13 protein-coding genes and 1 tRNA gene are annotated in these 17345 nt (G+C 65.9%); 6 read left to right on the top strand and 8 right to left on the bottom strand.

Annotation, left to right across the window (positions count from 1 at the left end; translation table 11 throughout):
- The first annotated feature begins 130 nt into the window (after positions 1 to 130).
- The 5 genes from proS to C457_RS04475 all read left to right on the top strand — a co-directional run bounded on the left by proS (position 131) and on the right by C457_RS04475 (position 9798).
- A complete protein-coding gene (gene proS, locus C457_RS04495; protein WP_008092365.1) occupies positions 131 to 1597 on the top strand; it encodes a proline--tRNA ligase in 1467 nt (488 codons plus the stop codon).
- A gap of 160 nt (positions 1598 to 1757) precedes the next feature.
- Complete coding sequence (gltB, locus tag C457_RS04490; protein WP_008092363.1) at positions 1758 to 6293, top strand: glutamate synthase large subunit; 4536 nt, start codon at positions 1758 to 1760, stop codon at positions 6291 to 6293.
- A 139-nt stretch (positions 6294 to 6432) separates the two neighbouring features.
- Positions 6433 to 8187: an outer membrane protein assembly factor BamB family protein gene (locus C457_RS04485; RefSeq protein WP_008092361.1), complete on the top strand. Its 1755-nt coding sequence runs from the start codon at positions 6433 to 6435 to the stop codon at positions 8185 to 8187.
- A 68-nt stretch (positions 8188 to 8255) separates the two neighbouring features.
- On the top strand, positions 8256 to 8567 hold the full coding sequence (locus tag C457_RS04480; RefSeq protein ID WP_008092359.1) for a nucleoside triphosphate pyrophosphohydrolase: 312 nt from the start codon (positions 8256 to 8258) through the stop codon (positions 8565 to 8567).
- 79 nt (positions 8568 to 8646) lie between these two features.
- Complete coding sequence (locus C457_RS04475) at positions 8647 to 9798, top strand: NAD-dependent epimerase/dehydratase family protein (protein WP_008092357.1); 1152 nt, start codon at positions 8647 to 8649, stop codon at positions 9796 to 9798.
- Positions 9799 to 9841: 43 nt separating this feature from the next.
- Here C457_RS04475 and C457_RS04470 read toward each other — a convergent pair whose 3' ends face one another.
- Positions 9842 to 10534, bottom strand: a complete 693-nt coding sequence (locus C457_RS04470) for an HD domain-containing protein (protein WP_004972562.1) — start codon at positions 10532 to 10534, stop codon at positions 9842 to 9844.
- 195 nt (positions 10535 to 10729) lie between these two features.
- Here C457_RS04470 and C457_RS04465 point away from each other — a divergent pair, with 195 nt between their 5' ends.
- Entirely contained in the window at positions 10730 to 11464 is a 735-nt protein-coding gene (locus tag C457_RS04465) for an alanyl-tRNA editing protein (RefSeq protein WP_049913380.1), read from the top strand.
- 39 nt (positions 11465 to 11503) lie between these two features.
- Here C457_RS04465 and C457_RS04460 read toward each other — a convergent pair whose 3' ends face one another.
- From C457_RS04460 to C457_RS04430, 7 genes are all read right to left on the bottom strand, one after another.
- A complete protein-coding gene (locus C457_RS04460; RefSeq protein WP_008092350.1) occupies positions 11504 to 12280 on the bottom strand; it encodes an FkbM family methyltransferase in 777 nt (258 codons plus the stop codon).
- A gap of 140 nt (positions 12281 to 12420) precedes the next feature.
- Positions 12421 to 12524, bottom strand: a tRNA-Gln gene (locus C457_RS04455).
- Positions 12525 to 12600: 76 nt separating this feature from the next.
- Positions 12601 to 13053, bottom strand: coding sequence for a metal-dependent transcriptional regulator (locus tag C457_RS04450; RefSeq protein ID WP_004972567.1), 453 nt, complete (start codon positions 13051 to 13053; stop codon positions 12601 to 12603).
- Between the two features lie 4 nt (positions 13054 to 13057).
- Entirely contained in the window at positions 13058 to 13549 is a 492-nt protein-coding gene (locus C457_RS04445; protein ID WP_004972568.1) for a hypothetical protein, read from the bottom strand.
- Between the two features lie 143 nt (positions 13550 to 13692).
- Positions 13693 to 14901, bottom strand: coding sequence for a Fe-S cluster assembly protein SufD (gene sufD, locus C457_RS04440; protein ID WP_008092346.1), 1209 nt, complete (start codon positions 14899 to 14901; stop codon positions 13693 to 13695).
- Positions 14902 to 14904: 3 nt separating this feature from the next.
- Positions 14905 to 16335 carry a Fe-S cluster assembly protein SufB gene (gene sufB, locus C457_RS04435; protein WP_004044077.1) on the bottom strand — a complete coding sequence of 477 codons (1431 nt, stop codon included), beginning with the start codon at positions 16333 to 16335 and terminating at the stop codon, positions 14905 to 14907.
- 12 nt (positions 16336 to 16347) lie between these two features.
- Positions 16348 to 17253: an ABC transporter ATP-binding protein gene (locus C457_RS04430; RefSeq protein WP_008092342.1), complete on the bottom strand. Its 906-nt coding sequence runs from the start codon at positions 17251 to 17253 to the stop codon at positions 16348 to 16350.
- Positions 17254 to 17345: the final 92 nt, after the last annotated feature.

The raw sequence follows: 17345 nt of genomic DNA, 5'->3' as shown, positions 1-17345 counted from the left end.
CATCCGACGATATGTATCTATGCGTCCGCCGGAACCCCCGACGGTCGTCGGCGAGAGACGGTCCGCGCGGCGGGGCGGCGCGCCGGCACCTTCGGGGCGTTTAAGGGTTCGCTACGGCTACCGATGGGCAATGAGCGACGAGCAGGAACTCGGTATCACCGAGTCGAAGCAGTACAACACCGGCGAGTGGTACGCCGAGGTCGTCCAGAAGGCGGGCCTCGCGAACTACGGGCCGGAGGGGATGAGCGGCTTCATCGTGACCCGCCCGCGCGGCTACGCGCTGTGGGAGGCCATCCAGAACTACCTCGACGGCGAGTTCAAGAAGACGGGCGTCCAGAACGCGTACTTCCCGCTGTTTATCCCCGAGAGCTATCTCGAACGCGAGAAGGACATCGTCGAGGGCTTCGACCCCGAGGTCGCGTGGGTCACCCACGGCGGCCACGAGGAACTCGAAGAGCGCCTCGCCGTCCGCCCGACCTCCGAGTCCATCATCGCGCCCTACATGGCCCGGTGGGTCCGTAGCCACCGCGACCTCCCGCTCCGCGTGAACCAGTGGGCCTCCGTCGTGCGCTGGGAGGCCACGGAGACGAAGCCGTTCTTCCGCACCAAAGAGTTCCTCTGGCAGGAGGGCCACACGGCCCACGAGACCCGCGACGGCGCGTGGGACGAGACGATGACTCGCCTCTCGCAGTACCGGTCGCTCTACGAGGACGTGCTCGCCATCCCCGTGCTCCGCGGCGCGAAGCCGGAACACGACAAGTTCCCCGGCGCGGACACGACGACGACCGTCGAGGCGCTCATGCCCGACGGCAAGTCCGTGCAGGCCGGCACCTCCCACTACCTCGGCACCTCCTTCGCCGAGGCGTTCGACCTCACCTACACGACCGAAGACGAGGACGAAGAGCCCGCCCACACGACCTCGTGGGGCCTGTCGTGGCGCTCGCTCGGCGCGCTCATTATGACGCACTCCGACGACCAGGGCCTCGTCCTGCCGCCGACCATCGCACCCGAGCAGGTCGTCATCGTCCCCATCTGGCAGGCCGACACGCAGGAGAAGGTCCTCGAGTACGCCGAGGGCATCGCCGACGAGCTCGAAGACGCCGGCGTCCGCGTCGAACTCGACGCCCGCGACGAGCGCAACCCCGGGTTCAAGTTCAACGAGTGGGAGCTCAAGGGCGTCCCCGTCCGCTTCGAAATCGGCCCGAACGAGGTCGACGACGACGTCGTCACCGCCGTCCACCGCCCCGACGGCGAGTCGGTCGAACTCGACCGCGAGAACATCGCCGAGGCCGTCCAAGAGCAGTTCGACGAGGTGTACGCGAAGCTCTACGCCGCCGCCGAGGAGAACCTCGAAGAGAACGTCCGCGAGGCGACCGCTCGCAACGAGATTCTCGGCACCATCGGCCAGCACGGCGGCTACGTGAAAGCGCCGTGGTGCGGTGACGAGGCCTGCGAGGACGAGATTAAAGATCAGATCGCCGCCGAAATCGTCATGGTTCCCCTGAACGACGAAGACGCGGAGATTCACGACGGCGAGGACTGTGCGGTCTGCGGCGACGACGCCGAGGAGACCGCGTACTTCGCGAAGTCCTACTGAGCCGCCCGCCGCGCCGTTCTACACGATTGTTCATATTTTTCGTCGTGCGTCGAATCATCATTAGTCGACATACTATGTATGGATACATCCTTATATGACATTGTAACACCCTTATGGTTTCAGGAAAAGTTGCTTATGGTGGTAGCTGTATCATTGGCGTATGACCAAGCCACACATAGACGCACCCTTCGCTCAGGGCGGGTTAGCCGACCCGACCGACGAGCGGTCGAACTGCGGCGTTGGGGCCGTCGTAGACCTTGAAAACGGCGCCTCGCACCGAGTCGTCGCAGACAGCCTCGAACTCCTCGAGAACCTCGAGCACCGCGGCACCACGGGCGCCGAGGAGAACACCGGAGACGGGGCGGGTATCCTGTTCCAGCGACCGGACGAATTCTTCGAAGCAGTCCTCGAAACCGAGCTTCCGGACCGTTACGCGGCTGGTTCGGTGTTCATGCCGACCGACGACGAGGTCCGCGAGCGCGTTTCGGCGGTTGTCGAGGATTCGCTGGCCGACCACGGGCTGTCCGTGTTCGACTGGCGCGACGTGCCGACCGACAACGCCGAACTCGGCGCGACCGCGCTCGAATCGGAACCCGACGTCTGGCAACTGTTCGTCGAGCCGGCCGACGAGATGACCGCAGACGAGTTCGACCGGGCGCTCTACCTCGCCCGTCGCGCCGCCGAGAAGGCGGTCGATACCCTCGCTATCGAGGGCGCAGGCCGGTTCTACGTCTGCTCACTCGACCGCAAGACCATCGTCTACAAGGGGCTGCTCACGGCCGAACAGCTCCCGAACTACTACCCCGACCTCGGCGACGAGCGGATGGTGACCGAACTCGCGCTCGTTCACGCGCGCTTCTCCACCAACACGCTGGGCGCGTGGCACCTCGCCCACCCGTACCGCCAGGTCATCCACAACGGCGAGATAAACACCATCCGCGGTAACGTCAACTGGATGCGCGCCCGCGAGACGGACCTCCAGCACGAGGCCTTCGGTGACGACATCGAGACGCTCAGGCCCATCACGAAGGCCGACCAGTCCGACACCGCGAGCGTCGACAACGCGGTCGAACTGCTCCTCAAGGGCGGCCGCGAACTCCCGCACGTCCTGCGGATGCTCATCCCCGAGGCGTACCGCAACGACGACGCGATGGACCAGGCGCGCCGCGACTGGTACGACTTCCACGCCTCGCTGGTCGAGCCGTGGGACGGCCCCGCGCTCGTCGCGGCGACCGACGGTGACCGCATCGCCGCCGTCCTCGACCGCAACGGACTCCGACCGTGCCGCTACGAGGTGACGACCGACGGTCGCCTCATCGTCGCCAGCGAGGTCGGCGCGCTCGACACCGACCCCGCGGAAATCGAGTCCCGCGGCCGCCTCCAACCCGGCGAGATTTTCATGGCCGACCCCGACGAGGGTCGCGTCATCCCCGACGCCGAGGTGTTCGACTCCCTCACGGACGAGAAGTACGGCGAGTGGCTCGACGAACAGCAGCGCCACCTCGACGAGCTCGCCGGCGACGCGGACTCAACCTCGCGCGGACAGGTCGAGTCGCTTCGGGCGACGCAGGCGGCGTTCGGCTACACGCACGACCAGCTCAACCACATGATAGAGCCGATGGCCCGCGACGGCAAGGATCCCGTCGGCTCGATGGGCGACGACACGCCGCTTTCGGTGCTGTCGGACCTCAACCGCCCGCTGTTTACCTACTTCAAGCAGCTGTTCGCGCAGGTGTCGAACCCGCCTATCGACTACATCCGCGAGAAGCTCGTGACGAGCCTGGAGTCGCGGCTCGGCTTCCAGCGTAACCTGCTCGACGAGTCGGCCGACCACGCGCGCCAACTCGTCCTCGACTCGCCGGTCCTCACGGACGCCGAGACGGCGGCCATCAAGGACCTCGACGACGACATGCGCAGCGCCGTCGTCGACATCACCTACGAGCAGGGCGGCGACCTCCGCGAGGCCATCGAGGCCGTCCGCGACGAGGCCAAGGCGGTCATCGAAGACGGCGCGGATATCGTCGTCCTCTCCGACCGCAACGTCGGCTCCGACCGGGTTGCCATTCCGAGCCTGCTCGCGACGGGCGCGGTCCACCACAGCCTCGTCCGCAACGGCCTGCGGAACCACGCCGGCCTCGTCGTCGAGTCCGGCGACCCCCGTGAAGTCCACCACCTCGCCACGCTCGTCGGCTACGGCGCGGGCGCGGTGAATCCCTACCTCGCCTACCAGACCATCGAGGACGTCGTCGCCGGCCCCGACGGGGCCGACGAGGGCGAGGCCATCGACGCGTACGTCCACGCGCTCGAAGACGGCCTGCTCAAGACGATGGCCAAGATGGGTATCTCGACGGTCGAGAGTTACCGCGGCGCGCAGATCTTCGAAGCCGTGGGCCTCGCCTCCGACTTCGTCGCCGAGTACTTCGAGGGCACCGAAATCCGCACCGAGGGAATCGGACTCGACGTCATCGAAGAGGACCTGCTGACCCGCCACGCCGCCGCCTTCGGCGCGGACCCGAAGCTCGAACGACAGGGCGAGTACGAGAACCGCTCGGCCGGCATCCACCACGGCTGGAACCCCCAGACCGTCGGCACGCTCCAGCAGTCGGTCCGCGCCGGCGACTACGAGAAGTACAAGGAGTTCGCCGAGCTGGTCAACGACCAGTCGGAGCAGCTGAAGGCGCTCCGCGGCCTGCTCGAGTTCGACTCCGACCGCGAGCCCGTGGACATCGACGAGGTCGAACCCGTCGAGGACATCGTCAAGCGCTTCTCGACGGCCGCGATGTCGCTCGGCAGCCTCTCGCCGGAGGCCCACGAGAACAACTCCATCGCGATGAACCGCATCGGCGGCAAGTCCAACTCCGGCGAGGGCGGCGAACCGCCGGAGCGCTTCGGCACCGAAAAGGAGTGTAACGTCAAGCAGGTCGCCTCCGGCCGCTTCGGCGTCACCTCGCATTACCTCTCGTCGGCCGACGAGATTCAGATCAAGATGGCGCAGGGCTCGAAGCCCGGCGAGGGCGGCCACCTCCCCGGCAAGAAGGTCAACGAGATGATCGCCCACGTCCGCTATGCGACGCCGGGCGTCGGCCTCATCTCGCCGCCGCCGCTGCACGACATCTACTCCATCGAGGACCTCAAGCAGCTCATCTTCGACCTGAAGTCGGCCAACTCCGACGCCGACATCAACGTCAAGCTCGTCTCCGAGGCCGGTATCGGCACCATCGCCGCCGGCGTCTCGAAGGCGAAAGCCGACGTGGTCCACATCTCCGGTCACGACGGCGGCACCGGCGCGTCGCCGAAGACCTCCATCAAGAACGCGGGCCTCCCGTGGGAACTCGGCCTCGCCGAGGCCAACCAGATGCTCCGCGCGACGGGGCTTCGCTCCCGCATCCGCGTCTCCGTCGACGGCGGCATGAAGACCGGCCGCGACGTGGCCATGGCCGCCCTCCTCGGCGGCGAGGAGTACATCTTCGGGACCGCGTCGCTCGTCACCTCGGGCTGCGTGATGGCCCGCCAGTGCCACGAGAACACCTGTCCGGTCGGCGTCGCCACGCAGGACGAGAACCTGCGCCGCCGCTTCCCCGGCGAGCCCGACCACGTCATCAACTACATGACGTTCATCGCGGAGGAGCTCCGCGAGATTATGGCCGACCTCGGCTTCACCTCGCTCGACGAGATGATCGGTCGTCCGTCCCTGCTCCGGCAGATAGAGACGGACCACGAGAAGGCCAAGCACCTCGACCTCTCGTCGGTGCTGGCCGAGCCCAAGACGGGCGCACGCCGCAAGACCGAAGACCAGGTCCACGCGGACATCGAGACGCACGTCGACCACAAGCTCATCGACGAGGCCGCGGAGGCAATCGAGGACCGCGAGCCGGTCGTCATCCGCCGCGACCTCTCGAACGTCGACCGCGCGGTCGGCGCGATGCTCTCGAACCGCATCTCGAACGCCCACGGCGGCGAGGGGCTCCCGGACGACACCATCCGCTGCGAGTTCGACGGCATCGCCGGCCAGACGTTCGGCGGCTTCCTCGCCCGCGGCGTCACGATGCGGCTCACCGGGGCCGCGAACGACTACGTCGGTAAGGGCCTCTCCGGCGGCCGCGTCATCGTCAACACGCCCGCCGAGGCAAACTACGAGGCCGCAGAGAACATCCTCATCGGCAACGTCGCTCTCTACGGCGCGACGCAGGGCGAGTGTTACGTCAACGGCCTCGCCGGCGAGCGCTTCGGCGTCCGCAACTCCGGCGTGAAGGCGGTCGTCGAGGGCGTCGGCGACCACGGCTGCGAGTACATGACCGGCGGCGTCGTCGCCGTGCTCGGCGAGACGGGGCGCAACTTCGCCGCGGGCATGTCCGGCGGCGTGGCCTACGTCTACGACCCCGACGACGAGTTCGCCGCGAAGGCGAACACCGAGATGGTGACGCTCGAAACCCACCTCGACGACAAGGACGAGGCGATGCTCACCCGACTCGTCGAGAACCACCTCGCGTACACCGAGTCCGACCGCGCGGCCGAACTGCTCGACGACTGGCAGTCGGTGCTCGGTGACTTCGTGAAGGTGATGCCCGACGCGTACGCCGAGGTCATCGCCGAGGACGGCCGCGAGGACGTCCGCAACGAACTTCCGGCGAAGGCGGGCGCAATCGTCGACGCCGGGACCGACAGAGTCGGCGCAGCGACGACGAGCGACGACTGAGGACCGACTCGACCGTCAGCGACTGACGGTTCGGTCGCCATCCCGCGTTTTCTTGCTGTTCGGCGTGTTTTTTCGGACTGTTTCGTATCACTTACCGAACAGATAATGATGAGCCGTCCGGGGCCATGTCGGCGTGGACATGACCCGTGATTACTCGCGGCGGACGGTTCTCGCCACGCTCGGTGCTCTCGCGGCATCCGGCGTGGCCGGCACCTCGCTCGCGGACAGTCACTCGACAGCAGAATCGGACACGGTCACGACCGAGGATTGGTCGCAGTCTCGTGCAGAGCCGGGGCGCACCGGCGCAGTCGCTCCCGAATCGGCACCCGACGACGAGTACGCCGCCCTGTCGTGGCTCGACGGAACGTGGCATAAGACCAGCGCGAACGAGGTACTCGTCGACGACGGGGCCGTCTTCCAGACGTTCTACACCAACGACAGCACGTTCCGAGGGGGCGTCGTCGCCTACGAGGCCGACACGGGCGAAGAACGTTGGAAATACATTGCCCCGGAGTACGGGGCGTCAGAACCCGGAATCGGCCGGGTGACCGACACACCAGCCGTGGCAGAAGGGACGCTCTTCGTGACGAGTGAGGCAGGATACACCGATTCGGACGTCAAATACGGTGGACTCCACGCGCTCGACTTGGATACCGGCGAAATTAATTGGCAGAAGACACCAGCGGACTACGCGAGTCCGGACAAGGAGTGGCTCGGGACGCCGCTCGTCGCCGACGGCTCCCTCTACGTCCAACACCTGACAAACGCCAGCGCAGACCCGGACCAACAGGAGTCGGTCGTCGTGGAACTCGACCCCGAGAGCGGCGAAGTCGTGTGGCGCTCCGACGCGTCGTACCGGACCTATCCCTACATTGGCGACGACGAGACGCTCTACGGGATGGCGACGTACACCGACGAGAAGAACGAACTCGTCGCGTGGAACGCGAACGACGGGAGCAGGCGGTGGACCGCAGTGCTGGAAGACGGTGTGAACTTCGTCGACTCGGCCCACAAAAACGGTCGCATCTACCGTTCCTCCGGGAATCGGTTCCGAACCGACGAGATAAACCGAGTCGTCGCACACAGCGACGAGGACGGGAGCATCGAGTGGGAGACGAGACTCACCCCCGACGGCGAGGAGTCGGTGCGGTTCATCAGCGCACCGGCCGTCGCCGACGGCACCGTCTACGTCACCACCGCGCTCGACGTGGACTCGGTGGCGGAAGAGGGTATCCTCTCGACGGTCGCCGCGCTCGACGCCGACACCGGAGACATGCTGTGGACGCACGACACCTCGACGGAACTCCACGGCGACCCGAGCGTCGCAGGCGACACCGTCTACCTCGGCGGGAGCGCCATCCCCAAGGCTATCGGAGACCTCGAACGCGAACGCCGACATCCCACGATACACGCGCTCTCGACCGAAGACGGGACCCAGCAGTGGTCCTATCTGGTTCGACACGAGCAGGACGCACCGTCTCGAAAAGCATCGACGCCGGCGCTCGCGGGCGGACGAATCCTCACGGGCTATCTGGAAGAAGCGTCCACGGAGCAAGCCGGGGTGTTCGCCCTCGAAGGGAGTCCGGAGGCCCCCGATTCGAGGAATCTTCCGCGTTCTTCGGACGCCCCGGTCGCCCGCATCGTCACCGACCCCGAAGACGCCGACTCGGCGGACCTCGATTCCGGGACCACCGTCGCCCTCGACGGAACCGCGTCGACGGGTGAGGTGGCGACCTACGAGTGGCAGTTCGGCGAGGGCGCATCGTTCGAAGAACGCGGTTCGACGACAGAGATTACGCTCGACTTCTGTGGGACGCTCGACGTGACGCTCCGCGTGACGGGTCCCGACGGCAACCAGAGCACCGACAGGGTTCGTCTCTCCACCGACAGATAGTCGCACAAGCGGGACCGCGGCCCACCCTCGTCGCCCCATTTTTCCACCGGCCGTCCGAACTCGATGGTATGCCCCGCGAGTACGACAAACTCGTCCGCGACGACATTCCCCGAATCGTCCGCGAGTCGGGCGAGACGCCGGTCGTCCACGTCGCCGACGACGAGGAGTTCGACCGCCGACTGCGCGAGAAACTGGTGGAAGAGGCCGAAGAGTTCGCCGAATCAGGGCGCGTCGAAGAACTCGCAGACGTGTACGCCGTCGTCGACGCGGTCCTCGCCCGACGCGACGAGGACTGGAAGACGGTCCAGACGGCAGCACGAGAGAAGGCGACCGAGCGCGGTGGGTTCGAAGACGGCATCGTGCTCGAACGGGTGGAGTGAGGTCCAGCGGCCGGGACGGGTTCCGGCACCCGCCACCGATTCTCCCACGTTTTTCACCGCGCGCGCCCTCGACCGAGACATGGACAACGCACTCGTCATCGGCGGCACGCGGTTCATCGGCCGCCACCTCGTCTCGGAACTCCTCGACGGCGGCTACGCCGTGACCATCTTCAACCGCGGCAACCACGACAACCCCTTCGAGGACGACCCGCGCGTCCAGCACGTCCAGGGCGACCGAACGGACGACGAGGCGCTCCGGACCGCGAAGCTGACCGTCGACCCCGACGCCGTGTTCGACTGCGTGGCGTACAAGCCCGCCGAGGTCGCCTCCGCGGTCGACATCTTCGCCGACGTGGACGCCTACGTCTACATCTCCAGCGGCGCGGCCTACGGACGCGAGGTCATTCCGAAGCGCGAAAACGAGACGCCGCTTTGCGACTGCACCGACGAGCAGGCGGCGGACGACTCGGGCGCGAGCTACGGCCCGCGGAAGGCCGAGGGCGACCGGGTCGTCTTCGAGGCGGCCTCGCGGGGTATCAACGCGATGTCCGTCCGCCCCTGTATCGTCTACGGCCCGGAGGACTACACAGAGCGCCTCGACTACTGGATCGACCGCGTGCTGAACTACGACCGCGTCGTCGTCCCCGGCGACGGGACGAACGTCTGGCACCGCGCCTACGTCGAGGACGTGGCGAGCGCGATGCGCGTCGTCGCCGAGGAGGGCGAGGCCGGCGAGGCCTACAACGTCGGCGACAGGCGGGTCGTCACGCTCGAAGAGATGGTTCAGGTCATCGCCGACGCCGCGGGCACCGACGTCGAAGTCGTCCACGCGGGCGAGCGCGAACTCGCCGCGACGGACCTCTCGATGGACGATTTCATCCTCTACCGCGGCTACCCGCACGTCCTCGCGACGGACAAACTCGCCCGCCTCGGCTGGGAGTCGACCCCCGTCGAGGAGGCGATGCGCCGGTCGGTCGCCGCCCACCGCGACAGCGACCGCGACGGCTCCGAACACGACCCCGGCCGCGACGCCGAAGAACGNCTCTACCGCGGCTACCCGCACGTCCTCGCGACGGACAAACTCGCCCGCCTCGGCTGGGAGTCGACCCCCGTCGAGGAGGCGATGCGCCGGTCGGTCGCCGACCACCGCGACAGCGACCGCGACGGCTCCGAACACGACCCCGGCCGCGACGCCGAAGAACGCGTGCTGTCGATTCTCGACACGCTCTGAGGAGGGTCGGAAAACCGGGACCGCGGTCGCGACGGGGTTTCGTTCAGCCGCTGAACTGGCCGTCGTGGTCCATCTCGGGGACCTCGTCTTCGAGCCACTCGCGGAACCACTTGACGCGCTTGAGCCGCTGGTGGGCGAAGCTCTGGGCCGTGTCGGTCTCGAGACGCGCGGACGCGTCGCGGCCGCGCTCGAAGACGCGCTCGACCATCTCGGCGGCGTCCATGTGCGTCCGCGCCTCGTAGCCCATCCGCAGGAGCATCAGCGCGGTGCCGTTCGCGCCGATTTTGTCGAGGATGTCGGCCTCGATGAGACAGCGCGTCTCCAGCGACACGTCCGTCAGCGGCCCCTGATACGAATGGTCGGAGACGACCTGACACACCTGGTCGACGAAGGACTCTGGGTAGTCGCCGTGGGTGCTGAGGAACTCGCGGGCGACGCGAGCGCCCTCCTCGGCGTGGACCTCCTGGTCGGCTTCGAGCTTCGAGATGTCGTGAAAGAGCGCGGCGACGCGGACGACGTCGACGTCAGCGCCCTCGCGGTCGGCGATGCGCGTCGCGAGGTCGACGACGTTGAGGATGTGATTGAACCGGTACTCCGCGGAGTGCCACGGGTACCAGCGCATCCGTCCGCCGTCGTCTTCGTTTTCGACGCTCGCAGAGAGATAGTCCGAGACGAAACGCTTCATATCCTCGAACTCCGCGTCGGAGACGGCCGACTCTTTGATTTCAACGCCCACGGCAGAACCTCCGTAGGTGTTGGCACGTGCGTATTCTCATTACACGGAATGAGGGTCGTTCCACTCTTAGGCGTTACGACCACCCTGAGTCGCGCGAACCGGGCTCTCGGGCGACCAGACCGGGTCTCGTGGCCGGCGGTGTGACTCGGTGCCACATCGGTGGGAGTTAACTCGACCGACCGCGTCGTCCCCGCCGTGACCGAAGCACGATACCTCGACGACGCGACGACACACGAGTTCGAGGCGACCGTCGAGACGGTCCGCGGAAGCGACCGCGTCGTCCTCGACCGGACCTATTTCTACCCGACCGGCGGCGGCCAACCGAACGACACGGGCACCCTATCGAGAGACGGCGAGAACGGCGACGGCGAGACGTGGGACGTGACGGACGTGCGGAAACGCGACCGAATCGAACACGTCGTCGCGGGCGACGCCCCCGAGCCGGGAACGACCGTCTCCGGACGCGTCGACGCGGCGCGGCGGCGGGCACACAGCCGCTACCACACGGCCCAGCATCTCCTCTCTGCGGTCCTCCTCGACGAGTTCGACGCCGAGACGACCGGTAACCAGCTGTACGCCGACCACGCGCACCTCGACTGCGCCTACGACCGCTTCGACGGCGACGACCTCCGGACCATCGAGACGCGCCTGAACGACCTCGTCGCGTCCGACCTCCCCGTTCGGTGGTACAGCCTCGACCGCGACGAGGCCGAGGCGACGCTCGACCCCGAGCGCACCCGACTGCACCTGCTCCCGGACTCGATTCGAGAAGTCCGAATCGTCGAAATCGGCGACTCGGACGACCCCTTCGACCGGACCGCCTGCGCGGGGACGCACGTCTCGGCGACGGGCGACATCGGCACGGTTTCCGTCACCGGGCGGACCACCCAAGGCTCGACTCACGAGCGCGTGAACTTCGTCCTCGAATAGCCGATTCGACCCCGACTGAACCCGACTGACCGCCCGCGACTACGCCGACTGGGCCGCCTCGGTCCGCGCCCGTGGCTCGCACACCCAACCTTCCTTGACCGGGACCAGTTCGTAGCCCGCCTCCCGGAGCAGGGCCTTCGCCGCCGCCTCGTCGTGGCTCCCGCGGGCGTCGTGCAGTTCGAAATACACCGTCGGCCGGTGCTCGCGGAGGACCGTTTCCGCCCCCCGGAGCACGTTCAGGCCGAACCCCTCTACGTCCACCTTCAGGTGGTTCGGCGGCGGGACCGTCCCGGAATCGACGAGCGAGTCGAGCCGCCGCATCGACACCGACGCCGTGTCGACGACCTGCGCTTCCCACGCGCTCGCGTGGTCCCGCGAGAACGAACCCAACTCGTCGTAACTCGACAGGTGGAACTCCCGCGACTCGTCGGCCTCGCCGAGGCCGCACTCGAGAAGGTCCACCCGGTCGCCGAAGTCATTGACCTCGACGTTCGCCCGCAACTGGTCGGCGACGTCAGGGTGCGGTTCGACGGCGACGACCCGCGCGGGGGACTCGCTGGCCGCGGTTGCGAGCGTGTAGGTTCCCGTGTTCGCGCCCACGTCGACCACGACGTCGCCGTCGTCGAGACCGAGCAACAGCGCCTGCAGGAGCACGTCGTTGCCGTGGCGGTTGTACAGTTCGTAGCTCCTGAAACTCGTGCGCCCGACGTGCTTCTTCGTGGCGACGAGCCGTCGTTCGTAGTTCGCCCGAACGACCGCGTAGTGGAGGGAGTACGCGAGGTGGCGAGCGGCCGATACCGGGTGCAGCAGAGACACGTTAGTATACTGTCATTGTCCGGTATTAAAAATCGCTCGGCAGCGAAGCGACTCGGCGTGTCGTGTTTTCGAAGGTTCGGTGGGATCGAATTTCGACGAGACGACGCGCTCTTCGCGTCGGTTCGTCGGAGAAGTTTGAGTAGTCCCGGGCGGATTCGAACCGCCGTCAGCGGCTGTCTTCTCGGCACGCATTGAACCGTACCAATCCAAAGGCCGCTATGATTGGCCACTACACCACGGGACTTCGGTCACGGTGTCCACTCGTCGGTTGTCCGCTGGTAAATGAAAACGCTTCGGTTCCGGCCGGTCGGCGGCGGCGATTAATCGGCGACTTCCGTCTCCGTCTCGGGCTCCGCGCCGCACACCTCGAGATACTCGCAGGCGTCCGTCTCGGGGTCGAAACAGTCCGGACACTCGGAGTTGCGGTCGATGATGGTGTCGAGTCGCTCCGCGATCATCCCGTCGATGACGGGTTCGAGTTCGCGGGCCTCCGCGCGGAACTCCTCGACGTCGAGGACGTTCGAGAGGAAGCGCTCGATGATGCAGTAGGTCTGGAGCGCGTCGCGAGCGCGGACGATACCCTCGTCGGTGAGGGTGACGCCCTTGTACTTCTCGTGTTCGGCGAGGCCGCGGGATTCGAGTTTGCCGATCATCTCGTTCGCGCTCGCCGGGCTCACCTCCATCATGTCCGCGAGCGCGCCGGTGGCTGCCGGGCCGTTCTCCATCTCCTGCAGCAGGTAAATCGCCTTGACGTATTGGTCTGCCGTGTTCATCGTTTCACTCGCGGTCTTCCATGATTCGCGTTACTTCTTCTACGCCCTCGGCCTCCTCCTCGCGAATCGCCGACAGCGTCGCGACGAGTTCCTCGCGGTCGATAGAGAACTGTGCGTCGCTCGCCTCGATGGCCTCGATGACGTCGTCGTAGAACTTGTAGGCGGTCTCCTCGTTACAGAGTTGGTCGTAGAGAACACCGTCGAAGTCCTCGGGTTTCGTCTGGCCGTATTGGGCTTCGACCAGCGCCTCTATCTCCTCGAAGGGGACGCTGTCGACCTCCAGCCGGTCGATGACGGCCTCGAGGCGTTCGCGGTGGTCGGCAGACTCCTCGGCGGCGTGCGAAAGAAGGGCTCGAACCTCCTCGTCGAGCGCGTCTTCGCCGAGTTCCTCGTGGTGGTGGTAGGCGCGTGCCTCCACGACCTCTTCGAGGACAATACCGATCTGGAGGAGTCGGGCGAGCTGGTGGTCCGAGGTGACCTGATACCCGACGCTCACGGACTCGTCCCCCTCGACGTTCGAAGACACGGTCCCACGACGTACATACACACCTCTCCGGGAGTAACCGACTTAAGCGGTTCCCTCGCGGGTCGGCGGGACGAGAAAAACGGTCGTCGAAGCCGCGCCGCGGAGCGGTCTGCCTACCGCAGGCGGGCCGCGATGAGCTCCTCGAGGTCGTCGCGGAACTCGTCGACTGCAATCTCTTCGAGGACGGGCACGAAGAAGCCCTCCACGAGCATGTTACGGGCCTGTTCTTCCGGGATGGACCGAGAGACCATGTAGAAGAGGTCCTCGGCGTCGACCTGCCCGACGGAGGCGGCGTGGGACGCCTCGGTGTCGTGGTTGTTGATGATGAGCTTCGGCGACGCGTCGGCCTCGGACTGGTCCGAGAGCATCAGCGTGTTCTCGCGCTGGTAGGAGTTCGTACTCCACGCGTCGCGGCCGACGTCCTGGACGCCCTCGTACACCGAGCGCGCCTCGTCGTCGAGGACGCCGCGGGTCACGAGGTCGGCCGTCGTGTTCTCGGCCTTGTGCCAGACGCGGGCGTTGACGTCGAGATGCTGGTCGTCGTGACCGAAGAACGCGCCGACGATTTTCGTCTCCGACGCTTCGCCGTTGAGTTCGGTCTCGACGTCGCTGCGGGTGAGCCGCGAGCCGAGGTTCCCCTCGATCCAGTTGACGGTCGAGTAGGTGTCGGCGTCGGCGCGCTTGAGCGAGTACGTGTACGTCTCCTCGTCGAGGTTCTGCAGGGAGCCGTACTGGACGTACGAGTTCTCGCCCGCGTCGATTTCGACGAGGTTCGAGAAGTACCGCGCGTCGTCGACGCTGTCGCCGGATTCGACGGCTTCGAGGATGGTGACCGACGAGGACTTCTCGGTGACGACGAGCGTGTGGCTGAACAGCGACCGAGAGTTCATCTCGGCGCGAATCTTCACGTCCTCGGCGTCGACGCCCTCGGGGACGTAGATGAACGTGCCCGTCGTGAACAGCGCCGCCGAAAGGGCGGTGAGGTAGTTCGACTGGGGGTCAACGACGGAGCCGAACCGCTCCTCGATGAGGTCGCCGTACTCGGAGAGCGCCTCCGTGAAGGGGAGGACGACGACGCCTTCGGGCGACTCGCGGGTCGTCTCGTCGGCCTGGTTCAGCGGGTCGACGAGCGACTCGAAGTCGAGCGCTTCGAGGTTCGTCCAGCGGCGACCAGGCGTCTGGATGACGTCCGGTAGTTCGAGCTCGTCGAGTGCTTCGAGGGCCTCGAGACGGGTCTCGAGGAGCCACTCCGGCTCGTCCCGTGCGTCCGAAATCTCTCGTACCGTCTCTGCGGACAGGTTCGCGGGAAGTTGCGCACTCATTGGTTATCCGAGGCTACCCTCCATCTCGAGTTCGACGAGTCGGTTGAGTTCGACCGCGTACTCGATGGGCAGTTCCTCCGTGATGGGTTCGATGAACCCGGAGACGATCATCTGCTTCGCGTCGTCGTCGTCGAGACCGCGCGACTGGAGGTAGAAGATGTCCTCGTCGCCGATCTTGCCGACGGTCGCCTCGTGGGCGACGTCCACCGTGGACTCGTTGATCTCCATGTACGGCATCGTGTCCGAGGTGGACTCGTTGTCGAACATGAGCGCGTCACACTCGACCGCGGTCGAGGAGTTCTTCGCGCCGTTGGCGATGTGGACGAGACCCCGGTAGTTCGTGCGGCCGCCGTCCTTCGAGATGGACTTCGACTCGATGGTCGACTTCGTCTCGGGGGCGTTGTGGTACACCTTCGCGCCGGTGTCGATGTTCTGGCCCTCGCCCGCGAAGGCGATGGTGATGTGGTTGTCGGAGGCGCCGCGGCCCTTCAGAATCGAGGCCGGGTACAGCATGGTGGCCTTCGAGCCCATCGAGCCCGAAATCCACTCCATGCGACCGCCCTTCTCGACGATAGCGCGCTTGGTGTTGAGGTTGTAGGTGTTCTTCGACCAGTTCTGAACGGTCGAGTACTGGACGTGGGCGTCCTCGCCGACGAACACTTCGACGCCGCCGGAGTGGAGGTTGAACGCGGAGTACTTGGGAGCCGAACAGCCCTCGATGTAGTGGACTTCGGAGCCCTTCTCCGCGACGATGAGCGTGTGCTCGAACTGGCCCATGCCCTCGGAGTTCATGCGGAAGTACGCCTGCACCGGCATCTCGACCGTCACGTCCTCGGGGACGTAGACGAACGAGCCGCCGGACCAGATAGCGCCGTGAAGCGCCGCGAACTTGTTGTCGCTCGGGGGGACGCACTTCGTCATGAAGTACTCCTTGACGATGTCTTCGTGCTCCTGGACCGCCTGGTCCATGTTCATGAAGACGACGCCTTTCTCCTCCCAGCGCTCCTGCATGTTCTGGTAGACGACTTCGGACTCGTACTGGGCGCCGACGCCAGAGAGGGCGTTCTTCTCGGCTTCCGGGATACCCAGTTTGTCGAAGGTGTCCTTGATGTCGTCCGGCAGGTCGCGCCAGTCGTCGACGCCGCCGCGGACTTCCACGTCGGGTCGGATGTACGGGACGATTTCGTCCACGTTGACCTCGGAGAGGTCAGGCTGGCCGGGCCAGTCGGTCGGCATCGGCATCTTCTGGTACTGCTTGAGCGCGCGAAGGCGGCGCTCGAGCATCCATTCGGGCTCGTCTTTGTCCTCCGAGATGACGCGGATGGTCTCTTCGGTGAGACCCTTCTCGGCCACGAACGCGGCCTTCTGCTCCTTCTTGAACTCGAAGCGAGCTTCCGTGTCTGTCTCTTTGAGGTGGTCTTGGTCGGAACTCATGATGTTGGGGGATTACGCGGCTTCGTACACTTCCTCACGGACCCAGTCGTAGCCCTTGTCTTCGAGTTCGGACGCGAGCGAGGCGTCGCCGCTCTTGACGACCTTGCCGTCCAGCATGATGTGGACGTGGTCCGGCTCGACGTATTCGAGGATACGCTGGTAGTGAGTGATCTGGAGGATACCGGTGCCCTGCTCGTCGCGCAGCGCGTTGATACCCTTCGAGACGTCCTGCAGGCGGTCGATGTCGAGACCGGAGTCGATCTCGTCGAGAACCGCAATCGACGGTTCGAGAATCGCGGCCTGAAGGACCTCGTTTTGTTTCTTCTCGCCGCCGGAGAACCCGGCGTTGAGGTAGCGCTGCATGAACTTCTCGTCCATGTCGAGGAGGTCCATCTTCTCCTTGAGGAGCTTCTGGAACTCGGCGACGCCGACTTCGCCGTCGTCGACGTTACCCTCCATCGGGGAGGTGTCGTAGCCGGCTTCCTCTTCTTCTTCCTCGTCGTCCTCGCCGAAGAGGAGCTCCTCGCGCTCGTCGATCTTCGCGTTGAGCGCGGTGCGGAGGAAGTTCGTCATGGTGACGCCCTCGATTTCCGCGGGGTACTGGAAGCCGAGGAAGATGCCGAGCGCGGCGCGCTCGTTCGGCTCCAGTTCCAGAAGGTTCCACGTGCGGGCGTCGTCCGGAATTTCGAGGTCGCCGAAGTCGTCGTCCTCCAGGTGGAGGAGGATTTCGCCGTCGGTTACCTCGTAGGCGGGGTGCCCGGCGATGATTTTAGAAGTCGTAGACTTGCCGGACCCGTTGGGACCCATCAGTGCGTGGATCTCGCCGGATTTGACTTCCAGGTCGACACCTCGCAGAATCTGCTCACCGTCTTCCTCCGCGACACGTGCGTGGAGGTTCTTGATCTCGAGAGTTGCCATCGTTGGTTCGTTGCCTCGTACTCGAAGGGTGGGGAGTATCGCCCATAATGCTTGCGCATTCACCCCCGCCACCTTTTGTAGAAAGAAAATTT

This window comes from Haloferax prahovense DSM 18310 (genome assembly GCF_000336815.1).
Classification (GTDB): Archaea; Halobacteriota; Halobacteria; order Halobacteriales; family Haloferacaceae; genus Haloferax; species Haloferax prahovense.
Note: the sequence above shows the minus strand (reverse complement) of the source record. Positions and strands in the feature narration are given on the sequence as shown.